This is a genomic window from Diplocloster modestus (genome assembly GCF_019042245.1).
Lineage (GTDB): Bacteria > Bacillota > Clostridia > Lachnospirales > Lachnospiraceae > Diplocloster > Diplocloster modestus.
The window spans coordinates 49,161-65,284 of sequence record NZ_JAHQCX010000011.1 but is presented as its reverse complement, the minus strand read 5'-3'; the positions used below and the strand labels follow the sequence as shown (position 1 = coordinate 65,284).

Below are 16,124 nucleotides of genomic sequence, written 5' to 3'. Positions count from 1 at the left end.
TAGAATTTCCTATATAGCTTCATAGGACCTCTGATCACATGTCCAAAAAGAAGGGGGATCTGCACATGAAAATCGTAATTCTGACTGGAAAATTCGGTATGGGGCACTATATGGCAGCCAGCGCCATCGCCGAGCACTGGAAGCTTGCGCAGCCAAATGCCCAGATCGAGGTCATTGACTGGTTCCACTACGTATTCCCGCATCTTTCGCTGCCCGGATACCGGTTATTTGGCTGGATAGTTCAGCACGCACAAAAATTTTACAATGAGAGATACTGCCGCCTGGAAAATAAACAAACGGAGTTCAAACCACAGATTCCGGCCCTGATGCTCTGGCGCTTCCACCATCTTCTTTGGGAAAAACAGCCGGATTTGATCATCGCCACTCTCCCGCTCTGTTCACAGACTGTATGTTATTATCGGGAAAAGACCGGTAATCGGGTCCCTCTCATTACCTGCGTGACGGATATCACCGCCCATTCCGAATGGATTCACCAGGAAACCGACGCTTATATGGTCGGTTCTGAGCTTGTGAAGCAAGGGCTGATTAAAAAGGGCATCCCTTCCGGCAGGATCACGGTCACCGGTATTCCGGTCAATCCCAGGTTTGATGAGCCCAGGGAGGCTTCCTTCGATCACGAACATATGACAGATTCCTCCTTCACGGGAACTCCCAAAAAGAAACTGTTGATCATGGGCGGCGGGCTTGGCATGCTGCCCACGGTCCCGGGCTTCTATCAATATCTGGAATCCCAGGCGAACAGGCTGGAAACCACGATTATCACCGGCAGGAACAAAAGCCTCATGCTCCGTTTAAGCGCCGCTTATCCCTCTCTTCGGGTTCTGGGTTATGTCAATGACATTCCAGCGTATATGAAGGAAGCCGACGCCATAGTCACAAAACCGGGCGGGATCACTACATTTGAGGCGATTCACAGCGAAACCCCCATTTTTGCCTGGAATCCCGGCCTGCGCCAGGAGGTATATAATGGAGATTTTCTGGAGGTGATGCAGATCGGCGCTGTCATCCATGAAAACACGGTGGAAGGGATCCGGAAAGTCTGTGGCTTTCTGTCTGACGACCGGAAAATGCAGACTCTGCGGAAAAATATGCACGCGTTAAAAGCCTACTACTCTCAGAATTCTATACTGGACGTGGCCCAAAAGGCACTGGATTACGCATCCCTGCAGGATCTTTATCAATTAAAGAAGGGAGATTATCTCCATGAAGCAGTTGGCTATAACCTTTGACGACGGTCCAGACCCGCGTTACACCGGGCTTCTGCTGGATCTGTTAAAGGAACATCATATACCGGCCACTTTTTTCGTGGTTGCTTCCAATGCGGAAAGCAATCCCGATCTGATCAGGCGGATGCTGGCGGAACATCACCAGGTGGCAATGCACTCTTACAACCACCGCCATGCATGGTTTAGTTCTTATCACTATATGAAAAAGGATTTTCAATACAGTTGTGATATCATGAGAAGTCTTGGCTGCCGCCCGGATACTTATCGTCCGCCCTGGGGAGCCCGCAATCCATTTACCGGATATTTCCTAAAACAGTACGGCCTGCGGCTGGTGCTCTGGGATGTCATGGTACAGGACTGGCAGGCAAAAGCCACGGCCCAGCGTACCAGCGACCGGATTCTGGCACGCGTCTTTGACGGCGCTGTCCTTTGCCTTCATGACGCCGGCGAAAAGACCGGGGGCTCCTGCGGGGCGCCCCTTCGCACGATCGAAGCGCTTCGCATGGCCCTGCCCGAGTTAAAACAAGAATACGTTTTTAAAACAGTAGAGGAGCTTAAGCCAAATGAATGAAACTGCAAAACCCCAAAAACAGGCCGGAGGGATTCTGCTTTTGCTGGCGTTAACTGCGCTTACCGTCTGGATTTTCTTAAAGGACTATTCCCCGCGGCAGCTGTTAGAGGCCCTTGGAAAAGCGAATCCGCTCTATCTGCTGGCAGGCCTTGGTATGATGTTTCTGTTCGTCAGCTGTGAAGCGGTGAATATGAAACTGATCTTCCATGAACTTTCCCTGCCGGTACCTTTCCGGCGCTGTGTCGGCTACGCATTTATCGGCTTTTATTTCAGTTCAATCACACCTTCCTCCAGCGGAGGACAGCCGATGCAGATGTACTATATGAATAAGGACCGCATTCCCGTTACCTATTCCTCCGTCGCCATTTTCTTTATCGTACTGATCTATCAGACGGCCATGCTTTTGCTGGGAGGGCTGATGTATCTGATCCGGCCGGGACTGGCCGGGCAGATGGCTGGAAAGCTGGGACTGCTGCTGGTCTACGGAGTGATCATGAACGCCGCCGCGGTGGCTGGCATCCTGCTGCTGATGTATTCCAAGCGGACTGTACCATTCCTGGTGAATTTGGTGATCCGAATCGGAAGCAGGCTTCGTCTGATCCGGGATCCCGGATCGATGCGGACCCGCCTTCACGAATCGATCCGGACCTATCATGAGAAAACAGGCTATGTAAAAAAAAATCCAACCTTGTTTTTTAAAGTACTATTTGTTACGATGATACAAATGACTGCCCTCAATCTGGTTCCCTGGTTCGTCTACTGTGGCCTGGGCTTTTCCGGTCACAGCTTTCTGGATTTTCTGACCTGCCAGTCCATACTGACCATATCCGTATCCGCGGTCCCTCTGCCTGGTGCTGTAGGTGCGGCGGAAGGAGGCTTTTTGTGGGCTTTTGGATTATTGTTTCCCCAGTCTGCGCTGGCTACCGCTATGATCGTCAGCCGCGGGATCAGTTTTTATCTGTTTTTATTGATCAGCTTTATCATCTGTTTTACGATACATCTGAGAATGTTCGGACGAAGGAGAAAGAAGGATTTGACCTATGCATAAGGATCAGATTAAAATATTAGCGGCCGACGACGATCCTGATATTCTGGAGATCCTGGATATCGTCCTTAAGCGGGAAGGTTATCAAGTCGTACTTGCCAAAAACGGAGAGGAAGCGATCCGCTTTGCTTCCCCTGACATCGATTTATTTATCCTGGATATCGCCATGCCGGTTAAGGATGGCTTTTTCGCCTGCCGGGAGATCCGCAGCAAATCCATGGCCCCCATATTATTTCTCACGGCTAGGACTCAGGAGACAGATAAAGCCGCCGGTTTTTCGTCCGGCGCGGACGACTATCTGGCGAAACCATTTTCCAACGCGGAATTGCTCCTGCGGGTCAATGCCCTGCTGCGCCGCTGCTATATTTACCGCCATCCCGGACGCGGTTCCCAGGTAGGGGTCTATGAACTGGGCCGTCTGACCCTTAACACCAACACCAAAACCGTCTCCCTGAACCAAGAACCCATTCTGTTGACACCTACCGAATATGGAATCCTGGAACTGATGATCCAATATTCCGGCAAAGTGTTCAGCGTCCAGGAGCTGTACGAATCCGTCTGGAATGAGCCCTACAGTTATGTGGAAAATAATACGATCGTCGTCCATATCAGCAATCTTAGGAAAAAGATAGAAGTAGATCCAAAAACGCCGGAGTACATCAAGAGTATGTGGGGGAAAGGCTATTATGTGGAACAAAGGATACAGGCCCTCTAAGCTGGGCCTTCATTTTTTTCTGAAAGCAGTGGCGGCCGCCCTGTTCAGCATCGCCCTCTATGTCCTGCTGGTGGAGGCCGCCGACTACTATGTGAACCGTATGGATATCGACCGGGAACTCTATCAGTCCGTCATCGATGAGACTACGGTAGACTTTCAGGCCTATGTAACCGAGCACGAACTGAGCAGCCAGGACTCTGACCAGATCTACCAGTGGGACCGGCGTCAAAAATTAGTTCATATCTGGCTGATCAAAGATAACCAGATTATATACGATTCCCTGAGCTACCTGTCCCAGAATCTTCCTAAAAACCTGTTCACCAAATCCATATCCAACATCGGTTATACACCGGTCACCATCCGCTTCACAGACGGTCCCGCCTACCTTTCCGTCAATATCCTGTACCGGAAGCGGATCGAAGACCGTCTGGAGTTCGCGATTGCCGTCCTGTGCATCCTGCTCTTTTCCTCTTACATTTTCCGTGAATTTGGTAAGCTGGTAAAAGCCGTACTGCGCATCGAAAAAGGCATTCACATCCTGGAGAGCGGCGATCTCACCTATCAGATCGACATCCACCGGGACGACGAGCTGGCCGATCTGGTGGGCAGCATCAACCGCATGAGCCAGGAACTGGACACTAAGCGCCGCGGTGAGGAGCTGATGCAGCAGAAGAATTACAGTCTGGTAACCTCCATCTCCCACGACATCCGCACTCCATTGACTTCCATCATCAGCTACGTGGACCTGATGCTTGCCCCAAATCCGATACCTGCAAAAGACCAAACCCGGTACCTGGAAAAAATCAGAGAGAAATCCTCTCTGATCCGTGACCTGACCGACAATCTCTTCACTCATTTCGTCAACAAAAGCACGGAATATGAGCTTCACTACGAATGGATCACCGGAAACGACTTCCTCCTTTACCTTCTCAACAACTTAAAAGAAGTTCTGCGCGACCAGGGATACGAAGTCGAAATCCATATCGACATCCAGGACGAATTCTTCCTGAAGGTAGACGCCATCCAGATCATACGTGTCTTCAATAATCTGGAGGGCAACCTGCTAAAATATGCCGACAATACCGTCCCGATCCAGTACCATGCCTGCCTGTGCGATACGAAACTGATCATAAAGGGGAAGAACAGGATCTCCCAGCATCCCGATCCTGAGAGCTACGGGGTAGGCATCCGCACCTGTCAGGAGATCCTGGAGCTGCATCACGGCTCCCTGAAGGCCCATCTGGACGGTGACTCCTACCAGCTCACCCTGACCCTTCCCATCGCTTACCACCTGGAAGCATATTAGATCTTCCCGTTATACCGCTACTGTGCCTGAATCCAAAGACTATAATATCTCAGAGCATAGACGGCAATAGAAAAGAGTCCGAAACACAGGGCTCCTTTTATAATGGCCCTGGCTTTTTGGCATTTGACCAGCCTGTCCATGATCTGTGTGATTCCAAACGTTATAAAATACATGAAGGGAAGCAGCATGGGCATACTGTACCTTCCCTGCGGCTGGTAATCAACCGCGTAGGATGCGTACAGATTCAGGAAATTTGGAATAATGACCGCCAAAACCAGCATCCAGTGAAAGATTCCCTCTTCTCTCCATCCGCCGTCTTTTCTCACTGAAAAAAGCTTGCGAAAGGATAACAGACAGCCCAGGATTCCTGCCGCGAACAGGATTTTATATAAGTTATATATGAGCTGGGGCAGCCGGACGGAAGTATCATAAAACGCTCCCACAAAGCTTTTAAAAGTATCCCTGTGCCATCCAAGACCGCTGCACATCGCACGAACTCCCTGCAGGAAGGACAGCCCGTCTTTCTCATAGGTGGGATGCAGGGAGGGTTTATAGAGATCCTGGGCATGGATCTCCCCGCACAGGTCTCTGGACCGGATGCCCAGGAAGTCTCCCTGATACAGCACCGCATTGCGGATAAACCACCAGCCTGCCAGCAGCACAAATACAAGCAGGACAATACCGCCTTTTTGGAATAATGTTTTAAATTCCCATTTCTTGTCCTGACATAATAATATGGATAAGCAGAAAAATAGAAAACTGCATACCAGGAAACCATACGCGGTCACATAAGACAGGGCGCACAAGGCCAGCCCGGTTCCCAGAATTATGCAGGACTTCGGATCCCACCGGCTTTCCATTCCCAACAGCCAGGCGTAGATCATCACCGCAGTGGAAAATATGGCCATGGACTCACAATTTACATATGCGTTCAGATATACCATCTGAGGCAGGAAGGTGATAAAGAACAGAAAGATCCATTGATCCGCCCTGTCTTTTAAGATCTTTCTGGCAATTTTTATGGACATCCACACGGTTCCGGTGCCAAACATAACACTAGCCAGCCGGGCCGTAAAAACCAGGATATGTATATCATCGGTAAAAAAGCGCGCGGCCCTGATGAAAAGGGCGCTGATGATATGAGGAATATAGGGGTGGAACGCATAGCTGAATCCCCAGATCGGATTGATGATCGCCGGATTGTCTCCCCGGGGCAGGTCCCAATGTTCCGTTAGATAACGGATGATGTCAAAACGCATCCATTCATCCGGACCGTCCAGCCCCAGGTCGAACCGGTTCCACTGCCAGGCCCAGATCATAAAGAACAGGGCTGCTCCGGCGATAAAAAGCAGATCGATCCGGTGTTTGTTTTTTTGACTTTCTTGATCCTTATATAGACTGGTAGGGTGCTGATATTTCTGGCTCTTCATTAGTACCTCCATGGGTGCGTGTTTCCTCACATCCAATCCCTTGATCATCTCGGTGACGGCCTGATGCTTACTAACAGTTGGTATCGTATTCTGATACTAATTCAAAATGATCCAGCTGCCATCCCTGACACATCTTTCCCTTTTTAATATTCATCACTTAGCAGGAAATCAGCAACGTGCATGGTTTTGATTCCCTCATAATTGCCGCCCGCAAATGCGTCTGTACGCAGCACATACTTAGGATAGTTATCCCGAATATCAAGGAGCCTGCCGTATTCGCGTTTTTCGGTTTCAGGGGAACCGATTTCTTGGGCCACTTGAATGTACAGCTTATTTTCCTGCTTAACGGCCATGAAATCTATTTCAGCGCTGTCCAGTTTTCCAACGTACACTTCATATCCACGGCGCAGCAATTCAAGATAAATGATATTTTCCAGCATGGCCGCTGCACTGTCCGCTGAATATCCCAGCACGCTGTAACGCAGCGCCGAATCGGCCAGATAGAATTTCTCCTGTGTTTTCAAAATTTCCTTGCCCTGTACATCGAAGCGTGAACAGCGGTGGAGGATATAGGCGTTTTCCAGCTTGCTGAGGTAATTATAAACCGTTTCGTTATCAATGGCCCGATTTTCGCTTTTCAGATATTTGGAAATGGAAGCGGCGGAAAAGGTCCTTCCTACATTGTCAAAAGCGAACTTCACAATACGCTCCAGCTGATCCACCTTACGGATTTGATTACGCCTTACAATATCAGTAAAAATCGTAGAATTGTAAATATCCTTTACGATGGTATAGACTTCGTCCGGCGTGTATTTTTGCAGATGAACTGCTGGGAAGCCCCCAAGTCTCAGATAATTTGCCAATTCTGTGTGAGGATCTAGAACCTCTGTGTATTCTTTTCGGAAGATCATATACTCGAAAAAGGATAAAGGGTAAATGCGAAACGCAATATAACGGCCAGTCAAATAGGTGGATATTTCAGAGGACATCATCCTGGAGTTCGAGCCGGTTACATAAATGTCTACATCATAGCCAGTCATAAGGGAGTTTACAACTTTTTCCCATGACTTTACTTCCTGAATCTCATCCAAAAAAAGGTAGGTCTTTCCCTTCAAAAACAAATGCTGCTTCAAGTGTGCAAACAAGGCATTGGCTGTCTTTATATCCTCATATTCCAAAGAGTCAAAGCTATAATGCAATATTTGTTCGTCACGGATACCCTGTTCTTTCATTTCATCTATCAGCATTTTCAAAATAGTTGATTTCCCACAGCGGCGGATTCCGGTCAGGATTTTCACAAACGGCGTATTCACATATGCCATTATCTTATCAACGTAAATTGGTCTGTTAATCATAAAAGACACCTCCCATCTATAATAGCTTATCGCATTTTTCTTAAAATATCAATAGTTTTTAAGGATATAACCGCAAAACTTACGAAGTACTTCCTCTATTCCTTCCCTACAGCAGCTCCGGACGAACCATCACCATCTTAATCTCTTTCTCTCTATCATCCCGCAGCGTGCACATCGCTCTCTCCAGATCTTCCAGCGGGAATGTGCTGGTCACCAGTTTATCCACATCGATCACTCCCGCCTCGATCAACTCCACACAGCGCGGGAAATATAAGGCCGGAACCGCATAGGAAGCCCGAAGCTGGAGCTTTTTATAGTGAAAATAATTGGCGTCAAAACTTATGATCCCCCTCTCCCCATAATCAATCCCGATATAGGCGATCACGGCTCCCAGATTGGCTGCCCGGAACGTGGACGCGATGATGCTCGGAGGCGCAGTCACCATGATCTTGTCCACTCCACCGGCTGGGAACGGATATTCCTCCAGCGGAGTCTCATCCGTATAAATAATATCCGTTGCCCCGAATTCTTTAGCCAGCTGAATTCTGGCTGTATTCTTCCGATTGCGGACAACCCCGTATACGTTTCTGGCCCCTGCGGCCTTTGCCAGGCGCAATGCCATCAGGCCGATCGGACCCAGGCCCACTACCGCGACGTCATCCTGAAACTTGATATCTGCCGTATAGAACAGATCCAGGGCCACTCCCATGGGTTCGATCACCGTTCCCTGCGCGTAGCCGATCTTTTCCGGATTAAAGGGAATCAAACACTGCTTATCCAGCGTCATATATTCCGCAAAACCACAGATCTTCCATTGAAACAAGCCTGTCCCGGACGCACACAGATCCGGCCGGCCATTTCTGCACTGGGCACAGGTCCCGCAGTAGGAACCGCTTTCCACCAGCACGCTGTCTCCCACCTTTACATTGTCCACATTTTCTCCTGCTTCCAGGACCACGCCGGTGATCTCATGGCCAAAGCTCTGCCAATCCTCCGCCTCGATTCTGGCCGCATTCATATCGGAGCCGCAGACTCCGCAGGCCATCACCTTGATCAATGCCTCATTGCTCCCACACTTTGGAACCGGAACATCCTCGAATTTAAACTGAAATGGTGCTTTTACATATGCTGTTTTCATAGGAATCTCCTTTATTGTTTTATTGTCATTATAGCATCCACTGGCTTCCTTTACCAGATAGGAGGTTGACATTGACGGGAACAGCCATCCAAAGTAAACTGTTCTTAAGGATAAACAGTTCAGCAACAGAAGATACTTTTTGTGGATTATTGGAGGATAGATCATGGTAGACAGGCCTGAAATTATCATATTCGGCGCGGCTATTCTGGATATACCGGCGGGTCCGGTAGATACCTCACTTCTTACAGCGGGATCAGTTCCTGCGGACCGGATCACTATGAATACGGGCGGTGACGCGCTGAACGAGGCCACTGTGTTAGCTAAGCTCGGCAAATCGGTCCGGCTGGTCAGTAAAATTGGAAACGACATGGCAGGCCGGAGCATTCTGGATCACTGCCGGTATTATGGAATGAATACGGATTATATCCTTGTAGAACCGGGTCTGGATACCGGGATTACATTTTTCCGAATCTGGAGGAGGCTCAGATGGTCACCCAACAGACGGATCCGGATGATGTGGCGGATGCGTTCCTGGAATGCGGTGTCAAGACTGTAGTGATCAAACTTGGCAGGAAAGGCTGTCTGTTAAAAAGCAAAGAGACAAGGACATTGGTTCCTGCTTATTCCGAGGCAGTTTGTGTGGATACTACCGGAGCCGGGGATACGTTTACGGCCGGATTTCTCTATGGACTATCGGAAGGTATGCCCCCGGTGGAATGTGCGCGATTCGCTAATGCGGCGGCTTCTGCTGCCATTGAGGAATTTGGTGCGGCCGTCGGGGTTCGCAATATTACACAGGTGTATGGGCGGTATGAAAAAATGAAGAGGCAATCGGAAGCTAAAAAATAGTAGCGCTCGAAAATTCCTCGCTGACTATTTTTCATGCATCGCACGTAAGCACCTGAAATACAGGCACTAAGTGCTCATAGCCATAAAAAATACTATTTGCGAAGTGCGATTATCTGTATCAATTATAAAAGTTATACCCGGGAGAAATCATCGACGTTTTATGGCAAAGTAATAAATCGGAATTTGGCGAGAGGATAAATATTAATCATATTAACATTTAAGATCTAAACATAAATTGTACATGAGGCGATTATATAACATCGCTCCATGATTATTTCACTTTTATAAATATGATTGTAACAATATAGAAGAATTTGGTACTAACGAGTAGAAAGGAGATTAAAAGTGCAATTGATTGAAGAAATATATGAGATGTATTCAAGAAAAGTATTTTTGTTTTTATTGAGCAATGTTTGGTTGATATATTTAAGAAAACATCAAGAAAGTTTATCCATGGAGGATGATATCCTAGAAATAGAGGATAAAAAAGAAATAAATGTTCAATGGGAACAAAAAGAAATATTACTGATGATATATGATATCAATGAGCCTGTACGTGAAGTAATGTATTTAAGGTTGATTAGCAACTTATCTTTTGCTGAAATTGGAGCGATAATTGGCAAAACAGAAAATTGGACAAGAGTCACTTTTTTTAGAGGAAAACAACTACAAATGCTGAACTAAAAACTAATCCATTAAAAAAAGTAAGGTTTTATCAAAAAGCGCTGACTGTTTTGGGGCAGTTATCTCTTTTATTTTGGGCGCATGTTATCCAATTGCTCTATTAGGGCTTGCTGTTCTCGAACGTGGAGAGATAGCCACTTATCAAATTGAAAGATTAAAAAATCTTTGGTATGTATTGGCGTTAAGGAGTTGTGTTGCAGGAATTATAGTATGTGCAATTTATTTTTTGCTCATATTACTTATCGGGAAAATAATTAGTAAGAATGCAGCATAAAGCAAGCGGCTTTCGGAACATATTTTAAAGATTATCATTAAAAACAATTGACTTACACGTTACGTGATAATGTATTCTTTTCTAAAGGGAAACAAATGAAGTACATAAGCCGGCAATTTCTGATTTGTTTTCCTAGTTGCATAAGAGATTATCAGGTTGCAGGGAGGAAAGCATGTTAACTACAAGTCAGGTATCAGAATTAACAGGTATAAGCACACGTACTTTGCAATACTATGACGAAATCAATCTGCTGAAGCCCAGCGCGTTAACTCCATCGGGGTATCGTTTATATAATGACGAGGCCTTGCAGGAGCTGCAGCAGATTCTGTTTTTCAAGGAGCTCGGGTTCAAACTGAAGGAAATCAAAGAAATTCTTCGTAAACCCGAATTTGACAGAATTAAGTCTTTTAAAAAGCAAAAGGAACTGCTCTTATTAAAACGCAATCGAATCGACAGACTCGTTGAACTCCTCAGTCGGTTGGAGAAAGGAGAAAAATGTATGAGTTTCAAAGAATTTGACCTGTCAGGATATATCGAGGCACTGGAGTGGTTCAAAAACAGTAATACGGAAGAAATCATCAAGCATTGGGGAAGTATCGATAATTTTAATCTGTTTATCCAGAAAGCGAAGGATGATGAATCTAATATAGCCCAGCTCGCCATAAAACAGTATGGCAGTGTTGAGAAATACACAGAGGCCATGAAGTACAATATGGAACATTTCTCTGAAATCATGGAACAGCAGCAGGCTCTTGGAGAAATGAAAGAAGAACTGTTACAGAAGAATCAGGAGTTGTACGCTTCCCTAACTTCCGACATGGATAAGGATGTTGCTTCCGAAGAAATTCAGAATATCGTACATGAAATCGTAACCTTCACCCAGGAATCTCTGCTGACCTCCAACGTCGGGGACGGTTACTGGGATATCATCATACAAAGCTACCGAAATGATATTTCTAAAGCGGTCACGGACACCAAATATGGGGAAGGTGCTGCCGATTATATCGTTAAGGCTTTACAGTATTATTTTCATAAATAATAACACCGCCGCAGTGCGATCCCTGCGGGGCGTTATTTATTTAACAGAAGCACTTTCCTATAAAAAAGCACACTGGGAATCCCGATTACGGAATATCCCAGTGTCTTATATTTCCGAAGCTTCTACCATTACTCTTTTCCCGCACTCCGTACAATCCAGATTCCATCCTCCCCCTGCCGTTCAGGCTGGTACATCTGTATCATAACGGCTCCATCTGTCCAGTGATAGCTCACTGCCGCTTCCCCATCGCCCTCACTTACAATATCCGTTGTGCCGTCCGTCAGATTTAACTGCCACTGCGCGGCGTAATCCGGTTCCGTCAGCGGGGTATAATAATCGGCATTCATATTCGTATCATAATGTTCCTGTAACGGCCCGGAAAGTCCTTTTGCCTTATAATCCGGAATCACATATTCTCCCTGCCTGAAATAAACCGCATCAAATTCTGCTGCAGAGCTGATTCTATCATATTCGGTAAACCGGACATCTGACACCAGATATCCTCCGTCACTTTCCTCATACGTTATATCATTTCTCCAGACAGTGATATGGGGATCCGAAACATTCGCATTATAATAAATTACCATGGAATTCTCTGTACCCATCACAATCTGATAGTCGTCTTCCCACGGCCATGGGCTGGACCAACCGAAAAAATAACTTCCATCATCCAGTATCTCGCCCCCCAGCTCTTCAAACTGCTTTTGGTCTGACAGCAGCTGCGAGATCCGCTCCCCGTCTCTGTCGGTAAAAGCTTTGGCCCATGATTCGGCCAATGCCTCAGGAGTTTTCGGTATCGAAGTGTCTGACCGCTGATTCAAAGATGGCGGCTGTGTAACCGGGGGTTCCTTTGCGTTTGTATTTCCCTTCGGATCTGTCAGCAGGCCGCAGGCGGAGGCTGCACAGATCAATGCTACAAAGAGAAGCAGCCCCAGCGCCGGCTTCTTATAGCGAAGCACATTTTTAACCCGGCTCTTTACTGCGTTTTCCCCAAAAGCCAGCGGAGCGCTCAAAACCCCATTTTCGTGAATAGCCATGGACAGCAGGGAACTGGAATAATCTTTTTTAATATCATTTCCCATCTCACGCAGGACACGTTCATCACATGCCATTTCCATATCCCGGTTCATCAGGATAAAAGCAATCCATACCAGCGGATTAAACCAATGGACACAGGTGATAAAAAATGCGGCAGCCTTTACCAGATAGTCTCTCCTGCTTATATGAACCTGCTCATGCCGGATGATATATTCCTCCTCTTCGCTCGTAAGCCCGCCAGGCAGATAGATCGCCGGCCGGAACAGCCCGATCACGAAGGGTGTGCGTATGTGCCCGGATATGTAGATATTGCAGCCGATCGGCTCCGCATCTGTCAGCTTGCGGCGAAGTCTTCTAAACGAAAGAAGATTATACAGCACCAGCCCTGCGGCTGTACCTATCCACAGGACCGCCAGTATTGCGTTGACCGAAAGGTGCGGGCTTTGATCCGCCACAGCGTCATAGATCGGATTGTAAATATTTTCCTTTGATTCCGCATGTACCTGGGGATCCTGTACAAAAGCCCCGGTTTCCTGCGGTATCAATTGTTCAAACCGCATCTCATTGACCCGTGCGGGAATCAGACTTATGACACTCTCAAAAGACAGAGGACAGATCAGCCGTATAAACACGATTCCCCACAAAAGATAGGAAAACAGCTTCGGGGACCTTTTCAACAGCAGGCGGATGATGAAAACCACCGCTATAATATAGCTGGAAACAAGACTCATATGAAAAATCGAAAGAAATGCCCCTTCCATCTTCTATTCCTCCTCATATTCATCAATCATTTTCCGGATTTCTTCAACTTGTTTCCGCGATAATTTCTTCTGATTCATAAACGCGGCCAGGAACCTCGGCAGGGATCCCCCATAATTTTCATTGATAAATTCCTGCCCCTGGAGCTGATGGTATTGTTCCTCTTTGATCAACGAGGTGACTACCGCCTGTTCATTCTTCAGGATTTTTTGCTCACATAATTTCTTTAATACCGTATAGGTTGTAGATTTTTTCCAATCAAAGCTTTGGCCGCACAATTTTACCAGGTCTCCGGAAGCCACCGGTTCTTCCTTCCAGACAAGCTCCGCGAATTTCAGCTCACTGTCCGTCATACGATAACATCTCATTCCTGCTTCCTCCCTATTCATTATCCATTGATTATCTACTGTTCATGTGTCTGCGGACAATTGGTCTACAAGTTATCGTCCATATTTAGTCTATATCTTATAGACCGTTTTGTCAATTGTTTTTTTATAAATATGGAAAAATCCATAGCAGTTTATTTATAAATTATCCTATCACACAGGAAACCGGAATAATTTTCTGGTACAAGCATATATATTAATATACCTTATGGCACAGCTGTGCTGCACCCCGCCCGAAGGGCATACATTGGGGTACCAGAAATGGTATACATATTAAATCAGGAGGATCAAACTATGGTTATTCATCACAAATATAGTTATCTGCTGGAGTATCCGGTTATTCAGCGCCTTTTTCTCTTCTGCTATCAACATCGCAAAAAAGTAAACTGTTTTATGATGAAGCAGAACCAGCTCTGGACGATCGTAACCTACCAAATGTAAAAACTCCTTTTTAATCCAACCGTCTATCGCCGATAACGGTTCCATCAAAAAGGAGTCCTCTTCTACAGCTCTATTACCTCTAAATCATCAGGAACATACAGGTTTCCTTTATAATACTGCTTTCCTTCCGCGCTATAGCAGTCTTTGCGCTCTGCGCCGTGATCTTCTTCCGTATGGTACAGAATCAGATTGGGGATCTTGAGCCGCTCTGCCACTTCGCAGGCTTCCCTGACCGTACTGTGATGTTTCTCATAGGGCTTATATTTGTCTGCCTCGCTGTAGAGACAGAAGGCCTCATGCATCAGCCAGCCGCTTTCTTTCACATATTCGTAATTTTTCTCATTGTAAGGCTCATCACCGGCACAGGACAGTTTCTGCCCATCCGGTAATTCCATCGTGAATCCGAATTGTTTCGCCTTGGTGGACTCAATATCAAAAAAAGTCACGGGGCAGCCCAGAATTTGATGCTGATCACCGGATTCTAACGGGATCAGTTTTATCCTTCCGCCTATATTCCGGCAGATACCTGCTGATACCGTCAGCTCCGCCATGGTCCGGATGGCCGGTACCAGGCCGCTGTGGCTGTAGATCCGCAAATCCCCTTTATATTTATCCTTTTCTATCATCGTCCCGATCATCCGGATCATCCATATCACCCCCAGCACATGGTCGGCATGTTCATGGGTGATAAAGATATCGTGTATCTGTCTTATATCAATGCCCCCATGCCTGCACTGGGTCAGTATCCCATTCCCGCCGCCGCAGTCCACCAGGAAATGCTGGCTCGGCGTGTAACGGTCCTCGGTGATCACAAAACAGGTATTATAGATTTCAGTCACTGCCGCATGCCCGGTTCCCAACATCACCAGCTTCATTCTTTTCCTCTCTCTCCTTCATAGTGCCGGATCAGTGCCTGTGTCCCCAGATCTGCGAACCCTTCTGTCTCCAGCTCCTGATAATTAGACAGTGCTTGTTTCAATACTTCCAGATGCAGAGCGCTGTCCTCCGCCTCCTCATCCGCCAGCTTCATATCTTTGATAAAGTGTTTGATATAAAAGCCCGGCGCATAGTCCTCATTTACCATCTTAAGGCCCATCAGATCCAGCTGCCGGCTGCCGGCCGCACCGGTAGCCACGGAGCGCAGCAGTGTCTGTATATCCAATCCCTTCGCCCGGGCATAGCTAAGCGCCTCGCTGACACCAGATATCGTCCCGGCGATCATAATCTGGTTCGCCATCTTCGTATGCTGCCCGAATCCGGCTTCCCCCTCATAATTTATATTGCTTCCCATCGCCTGGAATATCGGAAGACAGGCTTCATAATCGGTTTTTTCACCACCAACCAGTATCGATAAGGTACCATTTTCCGCACCCACGTCTCCTCCTGTTACCGGCGCGTCCAGGGAATGCATGCCTCGTTTCTCCGCCGCCATCGCGATCCTTTTGGCAAGCTTCGGGCTGGAAGTCGTCATATCGATCAGATAAGTACCAGACGCCGCAGAATCCAGGATTCCCCCATCCCCGAAATAGACCTCCTCCACATCGCTTGGATAGCCCACAATCGTAATCACCGCGCTGCAGTCTTTTACACAATGGGCGATGGAATCATGATACTGCATCCCTTCCGCAATGACATCCTCAACCTTTCCTTTGCTCCGGGCATAAATATGTAATTCAAAACCATTTTTCATCAGGTTCCTTGCCATGGATTTTCCCATGATACCCAGACCAATGAATGCTATTTTCTTCATTTCGACTCCTCCTTTATCAGCATTTATAAAATGAAATTACATTAGATTCCGCTTAAAACACCCCGCCGGTACTCCTATGGAATGAAATATACCCGCT

At 47.0% G+C, this 16,124-nt stretch carries 17 protein-coding genes; 10 read left to right on the top strand and 7 right to left on the bottom strand.

What is annotated here, in order from left to right; genetic code table 11:
* Window positions 1-65 precede the first annotated feature (65 nt).
* From KTH90_RS15650 to KTH90_RS15630, 5 genes are read left to right on the top strand one after another with little or no spacing between them, the layout of a single operon-like run.
* Window positions 66-1,250, top strand: coding sequence for an MGDG synthase family glycosyltransferase (locus KTH90_RS15650; protein ID WP_238727033.1), 1,185 nt, complete (start codon window positions 66-68; stop codon window positions 1,248-1,250).
* A complete protein-coding gene (locus KTH90_RS15645) occupies window positions 1,225-1,818 on the top strand; it encodes a polysaccharide deacetylase family protein (protein ID WP_158352200.1) in 594 nt (197 codons plus the stop codon). Before KTH90_RS15650 ends, KTH90_RS15645 begins: the two co-directional genes overlap by 26 nt.
* Complete coding sequence (locus KTH90_RS15640) at window positions 1,811-2,866, top strand: lysylphosphatidylglycerol synthase transmembrane domain-containing protein (protein ID WP_158352201.1); 1,056 nt, start codon at window positions 1,811-1,813, stop codon at window positions 2,864-2,866. Before KTH90_RS15645 ends, KTH90_RS15640 begins: the two co-directional genes overlap by 8 nt.
* Window positions 2,859-3,578, top strand: coding sequence for a response regulator transcription factor (locus tag KTH90_RS15635; RefSeq protein WP_158352202.1), 720 nt, complete (start codon window positions 2,859-2,861; stop codon window positions 3,576-3,578). Before KTH90_RS15640 ends, KTH90_RS15635 begins: the two co-directional genes overlap by 8 nt.
* A complete protein-coding gene (locus KTH90_RS15630) occupies window positions 3,550-4,884 on the top strand; it encodes a HAMP domain-containing sensor histidine kinase (RefSeq protein ID WP_158352203.1) in 1,335 nt (444 codons plus the stop codon). The genes KTH90_RS15635 and KTH90_RS15630 overlap by 29 nt, the downstream gene beginning before the upstream one ends.
* 17 nt (window positions 4,885-4,901) lie before the next feature.
* Here the strand turns inward: KTH90_RS15630 and KTH90_RS15625 are convergent, their stop codons facing one another.
* The 3 genes from KTH90_RS15625 to KTH90_RS15615 all read right to left on the bottom strand — a co-directional run bounded on the left by KTH90_RS15625 (window position 4,902) and on the right by KTH90_RS15615 (window position 8,807).
* Entirely contained in the window at window positions 4,902-6,314 is a 1,413-nt protein-coding gene (locus KTH90_RS15625) for an ArnT family glycosyltransferase (protein WP_238727032.1), read from the bottom strand.
* Window positions 6,315-6,457: 143 nt separating this feature from the next.
* Window positions 6,458-7,669 carry an ATP-binding protein gene (locus KTH90_RS15620; RefSeq protein ID WP_158352205.1) on the bottom strand — a complete coding sequence of 404 codons (1,212 nt, stop codon included), beginning with the start codon at window positions 7,667-7,669 and terminating at the stop codon, window positions 6,458-6,460.
* Window positions 7,670-7,775: 106 nt separating this feature from the next.
* The gene (locus KTH90_RS15615) at window positions 7,776-8,807 is read right to left on the bottom strand and encodes a zinc-dependent alcohol dehydrogenase (RefSeq protein WP_158352206.1); all 1,032 of its coding nucleotides are present in this window, start codon (window positions 8,805-8,807) and stop codon (window positions 7,776-7,778) included.
* Window positions 8,808-8,970: 163 nt separating this feature from the next.
* Here KTH90_RS15615 and KTH90_RS15610 point away from each other — a divergent pair, with 163 nt between their 5' ends.
* The 4 genes from KTH90_RS15610 (at window position 8,971) to KTH90_RS15595 (ending at window position 11,653) form a co-directional block, all read left to right on the top strand.
* On the top strand, window positions 8,971-9,363 hold the full coding sequence (locus tag KTH90_RS15610; protein WP_238727031.1) for a carbohydrate kinase family protein: 393 nt from the start codon (window positions 8,971-8,973) through the stop codon (window positions 9,361-9,363).
* The gene (locus KTH90_RS15605) at window positions 9,294-9,656 is read left to right on the top strand and encodes a carbohydrate kinase family protein (RefSeq protein WP_238727030.1); all 363 of its coding nucleotides are present in this window, start codon (window positions 9,294-9,296) and stop codon (window positions 9,654-9,656) included. Before KTH90_RS15610 ends, KTH90_RS15605 begins: the two co-directional genes overlap by 70 nt.
* A 345-nt stretch (window positions 9,657-10,001) precedes the next feature.
* On the top strand, window positions 10,002-10,340 hold the full coding sequence (locus KTH90_RS15600) for a sigma-70 RNA polymerase sigma factor region 4 domain-containing protein (protein ID WP_238727029.1): 339 nt from the start codon (window positions 10,002-10,004) through the stop codon (window positions 10,338-10,340).
* 446 nt (window positions 10,341-10,786) lie between these two features.
* Window positions 10,787-11,653 carry a MerR family transcriptional regulator gene (locus KTH90_RS15595; RefSeq protein ID WP_158352207.1) on the top strand — a complete coding sequence of 289 codons (867 nt, stop codon included), beginning with the start codon at window positions 10,787-10,789 and terminating at the stop codon, window positions 11,651-11,653.
* A 128-nt stretch (window positions 11,654-11,781) separates the two neighbouring features.
* Here KTH90_RS15595 and KTH90_RS15590 read toward each other — a convergent pair whose 3' ends face one another.
* A complete protein-coding gene (locus tag KTH90_RS15590) occupies window positions 11,782-13,452 on the bottom strand; it encodes a M56 family metallopeptidase (RefSeq protein ID WP_158352208.1) in 1,671 nt (556 codons plus the stop codon).
* A gap of 3 nt (window positions 13,453-13,455) precedes the next feature.
* Window positions 13,456-13,818, bottom strand: coding sequence for a BlaI/MecI/CopY family transcriptional regulator (locus KTH90_RS15585; RefSeq protein ID WP_158352209.1), 363 nt, complete (start codon window positions 13,816-13,818; stop codon window positions 13,456-13,458).
* Window positions 13,819-14,130: 312 nt separating this feature from the next.
* On the opposite strand from KTH90_RS15585, the gene KTH90_RS15580 reads away from it, so the two are divergent.
* Window positions 14,131-14,277 carry a hypothetical protein gene (locus KTH90_RS15580; RefSeq protein WP_238727028.1) on the top strand — a complete coding sequence of 49 codons (147 nt, stop codon included), beginning with the start codon at window positions 14,131-14,133 and terminating at the stop codon, window positions 14,275-14,277.
* A gap of 62 nt (window positions 14,278-14,339) precedes the next feature.
* Here the strand turns inward: KTH90_RS15580 and KTH90_RS15575 are convergent, their stop codons facing one another.
* Together KTH90_RS15575 and KTH90_RS15570 are read right to left on the bottom strand one after the other, a co-directional pair.
* Window positions 14,340-15,152: an MBL fold metallo-hydrolase gene (locus KTH90_RS15575; RefSeq protein ID WP_158352210.1), complete on the bottom strand. Its 813-nt coding sequence runs from the start codon at window positions 15,150-15,152 to the stop codon at window positions 14,340-14,342.
* Window positions 15,149-16,027: an NAD(P)-dependent oxidoreductase gene (locus KTH90_RS15570; RefSeq protein WP_158352211.1), complete on the bottom strand. Its 879-nt coding sequence runs from the start codon at window positions 16,025-16,027 to the stop codon at window positions 15,149-15,151. Before KTH90_RS15570 ends, KTH90_RS15575 begins: the two co-directional genes overlap by 4 nt.
* Between the last annotated feature and the right edge of the window lie 97 nt (window positions 16,028-16,124).

What these genes read in the sequence shown, in the direction of transcription:
- KTH90_RS15630 (WP_158352203.1), top strand. Translation starts at nt 3,550, where the DNA reads ATGTGGAACAAAGGATACAGGCCCTCTAAGCTGGGCCTTCATTTTTTT.
- KTH90_RS15585 (WP_158352209.1), bottom strand. Translation starts at nt 13,818, where the DNA reads ATGAGATGTTATCGTATGACGGACAGTGAGCTGAAATTCGCGGAGCTT.
- KTH90_RS15625 (WP_238727032.1), bottom strand. Translation starts at nt 6,314, where the DNA reads ATGAAGAGCCAGAAATATCAGCACCCTACCAGTCTATATAAGGATCAA.
- KTH90_RS15620 (WP_158352205.1), bottom strand. Translation starts at nt 7,669, where the DNA reads ATGATTAACAGACCAATTTACGTTGATAAGATAATGGCATATGTGAAT.
- KTH90_RS15640 (WP_158352201.1), top strand. Translation starts at nt 1,811, where the DNA reads ATGAATGAAACTGCAAAACCCCAAAAACAGGCCGGAGGGATTCTGCTT.
- KTH90_RS15580 (WP_238727028.1), top strand. Translation starts at nt 14,131, where the DNA reads ATGGTTATTCATCACAAATATAGTTATCTGCTGGAGTATCCGGTTATT.
- KTH90_RS15575 (WP_158352210.1), bottom strand. Translation starts at nt 15,152, where the DNA reads ATGAAGCTGGTGATGTTGGGAACCGGGCATGCGGCAGTGACTGAAATC.
- KTH90_RS15605 (WP_238727030.1), top strand. Translation starts at nt 9,294, where the DNA reads ATGGTCACCCAACAGACGGATCCGGATGATGTGGCGGATGCGTTCCTG.
- KTH90_RS15610 (WP_238727031.1), top strand. Translation starts at nt 8,971, where the DNA reads ATGGTAGACAGGCCTGAAATTATCATATTCGGCGCGGCTATTCTGGAT.
- KTH90_RS15615 (WP_158352206.1), bottom strand. Translation starts at nt 8,807, where the DNA reads ATGAAAACAGCATATGTAAAAGCACCATTTCAGTTTAAATTCGAGGAT.
- KTH90_RS15590 (WP_158352208.1), bottom strand. Translation starts at nt 13,452, where the DNA reads ATGGAAGGGGCATTTCTTTCGATTTTTCATATGAGTCTTGTTTCCAGC.
- KTH90_RS15635 (WP_158352202.1), top strand. Translation starts at nt 2,859, where the DNA reads ATGCATAAGGATCAGATTAAAATATTAGCGGCCGACGACGATCCTGAT.
- KTH90_RS15570 (WP_158352211.1), bottom strand. Translation starts at nt 16,027, where the DNA reads ATGAAGAAAATAGCATTCATTGGTCTGGGTATCATGGGAAAATCCATG.
- KTH90_RS15645 (WP_158352200.1), top strand. Translation starts at nt 1,225, where the DNA reads ATGAAGCAGTTGGCTATAACCTTTGACGACGGTCCAGACCCGCGTTAC.
- KTH90_RS15595 (WP_158352207.1), top strand. Translation starts at nt 10,787, where the DNA reads ATGTTAACTACAAGTCAGGTATCAGAATTAACAGGTATAAGCACACGT.
- KTH90_RS15650 (WP_238727033.1), top strand. Translation starts at nt 66, where the DNA reads ATGAAAATCGTAATTCTGACTGGAAAATTCGGTATGGGGCACTATATG.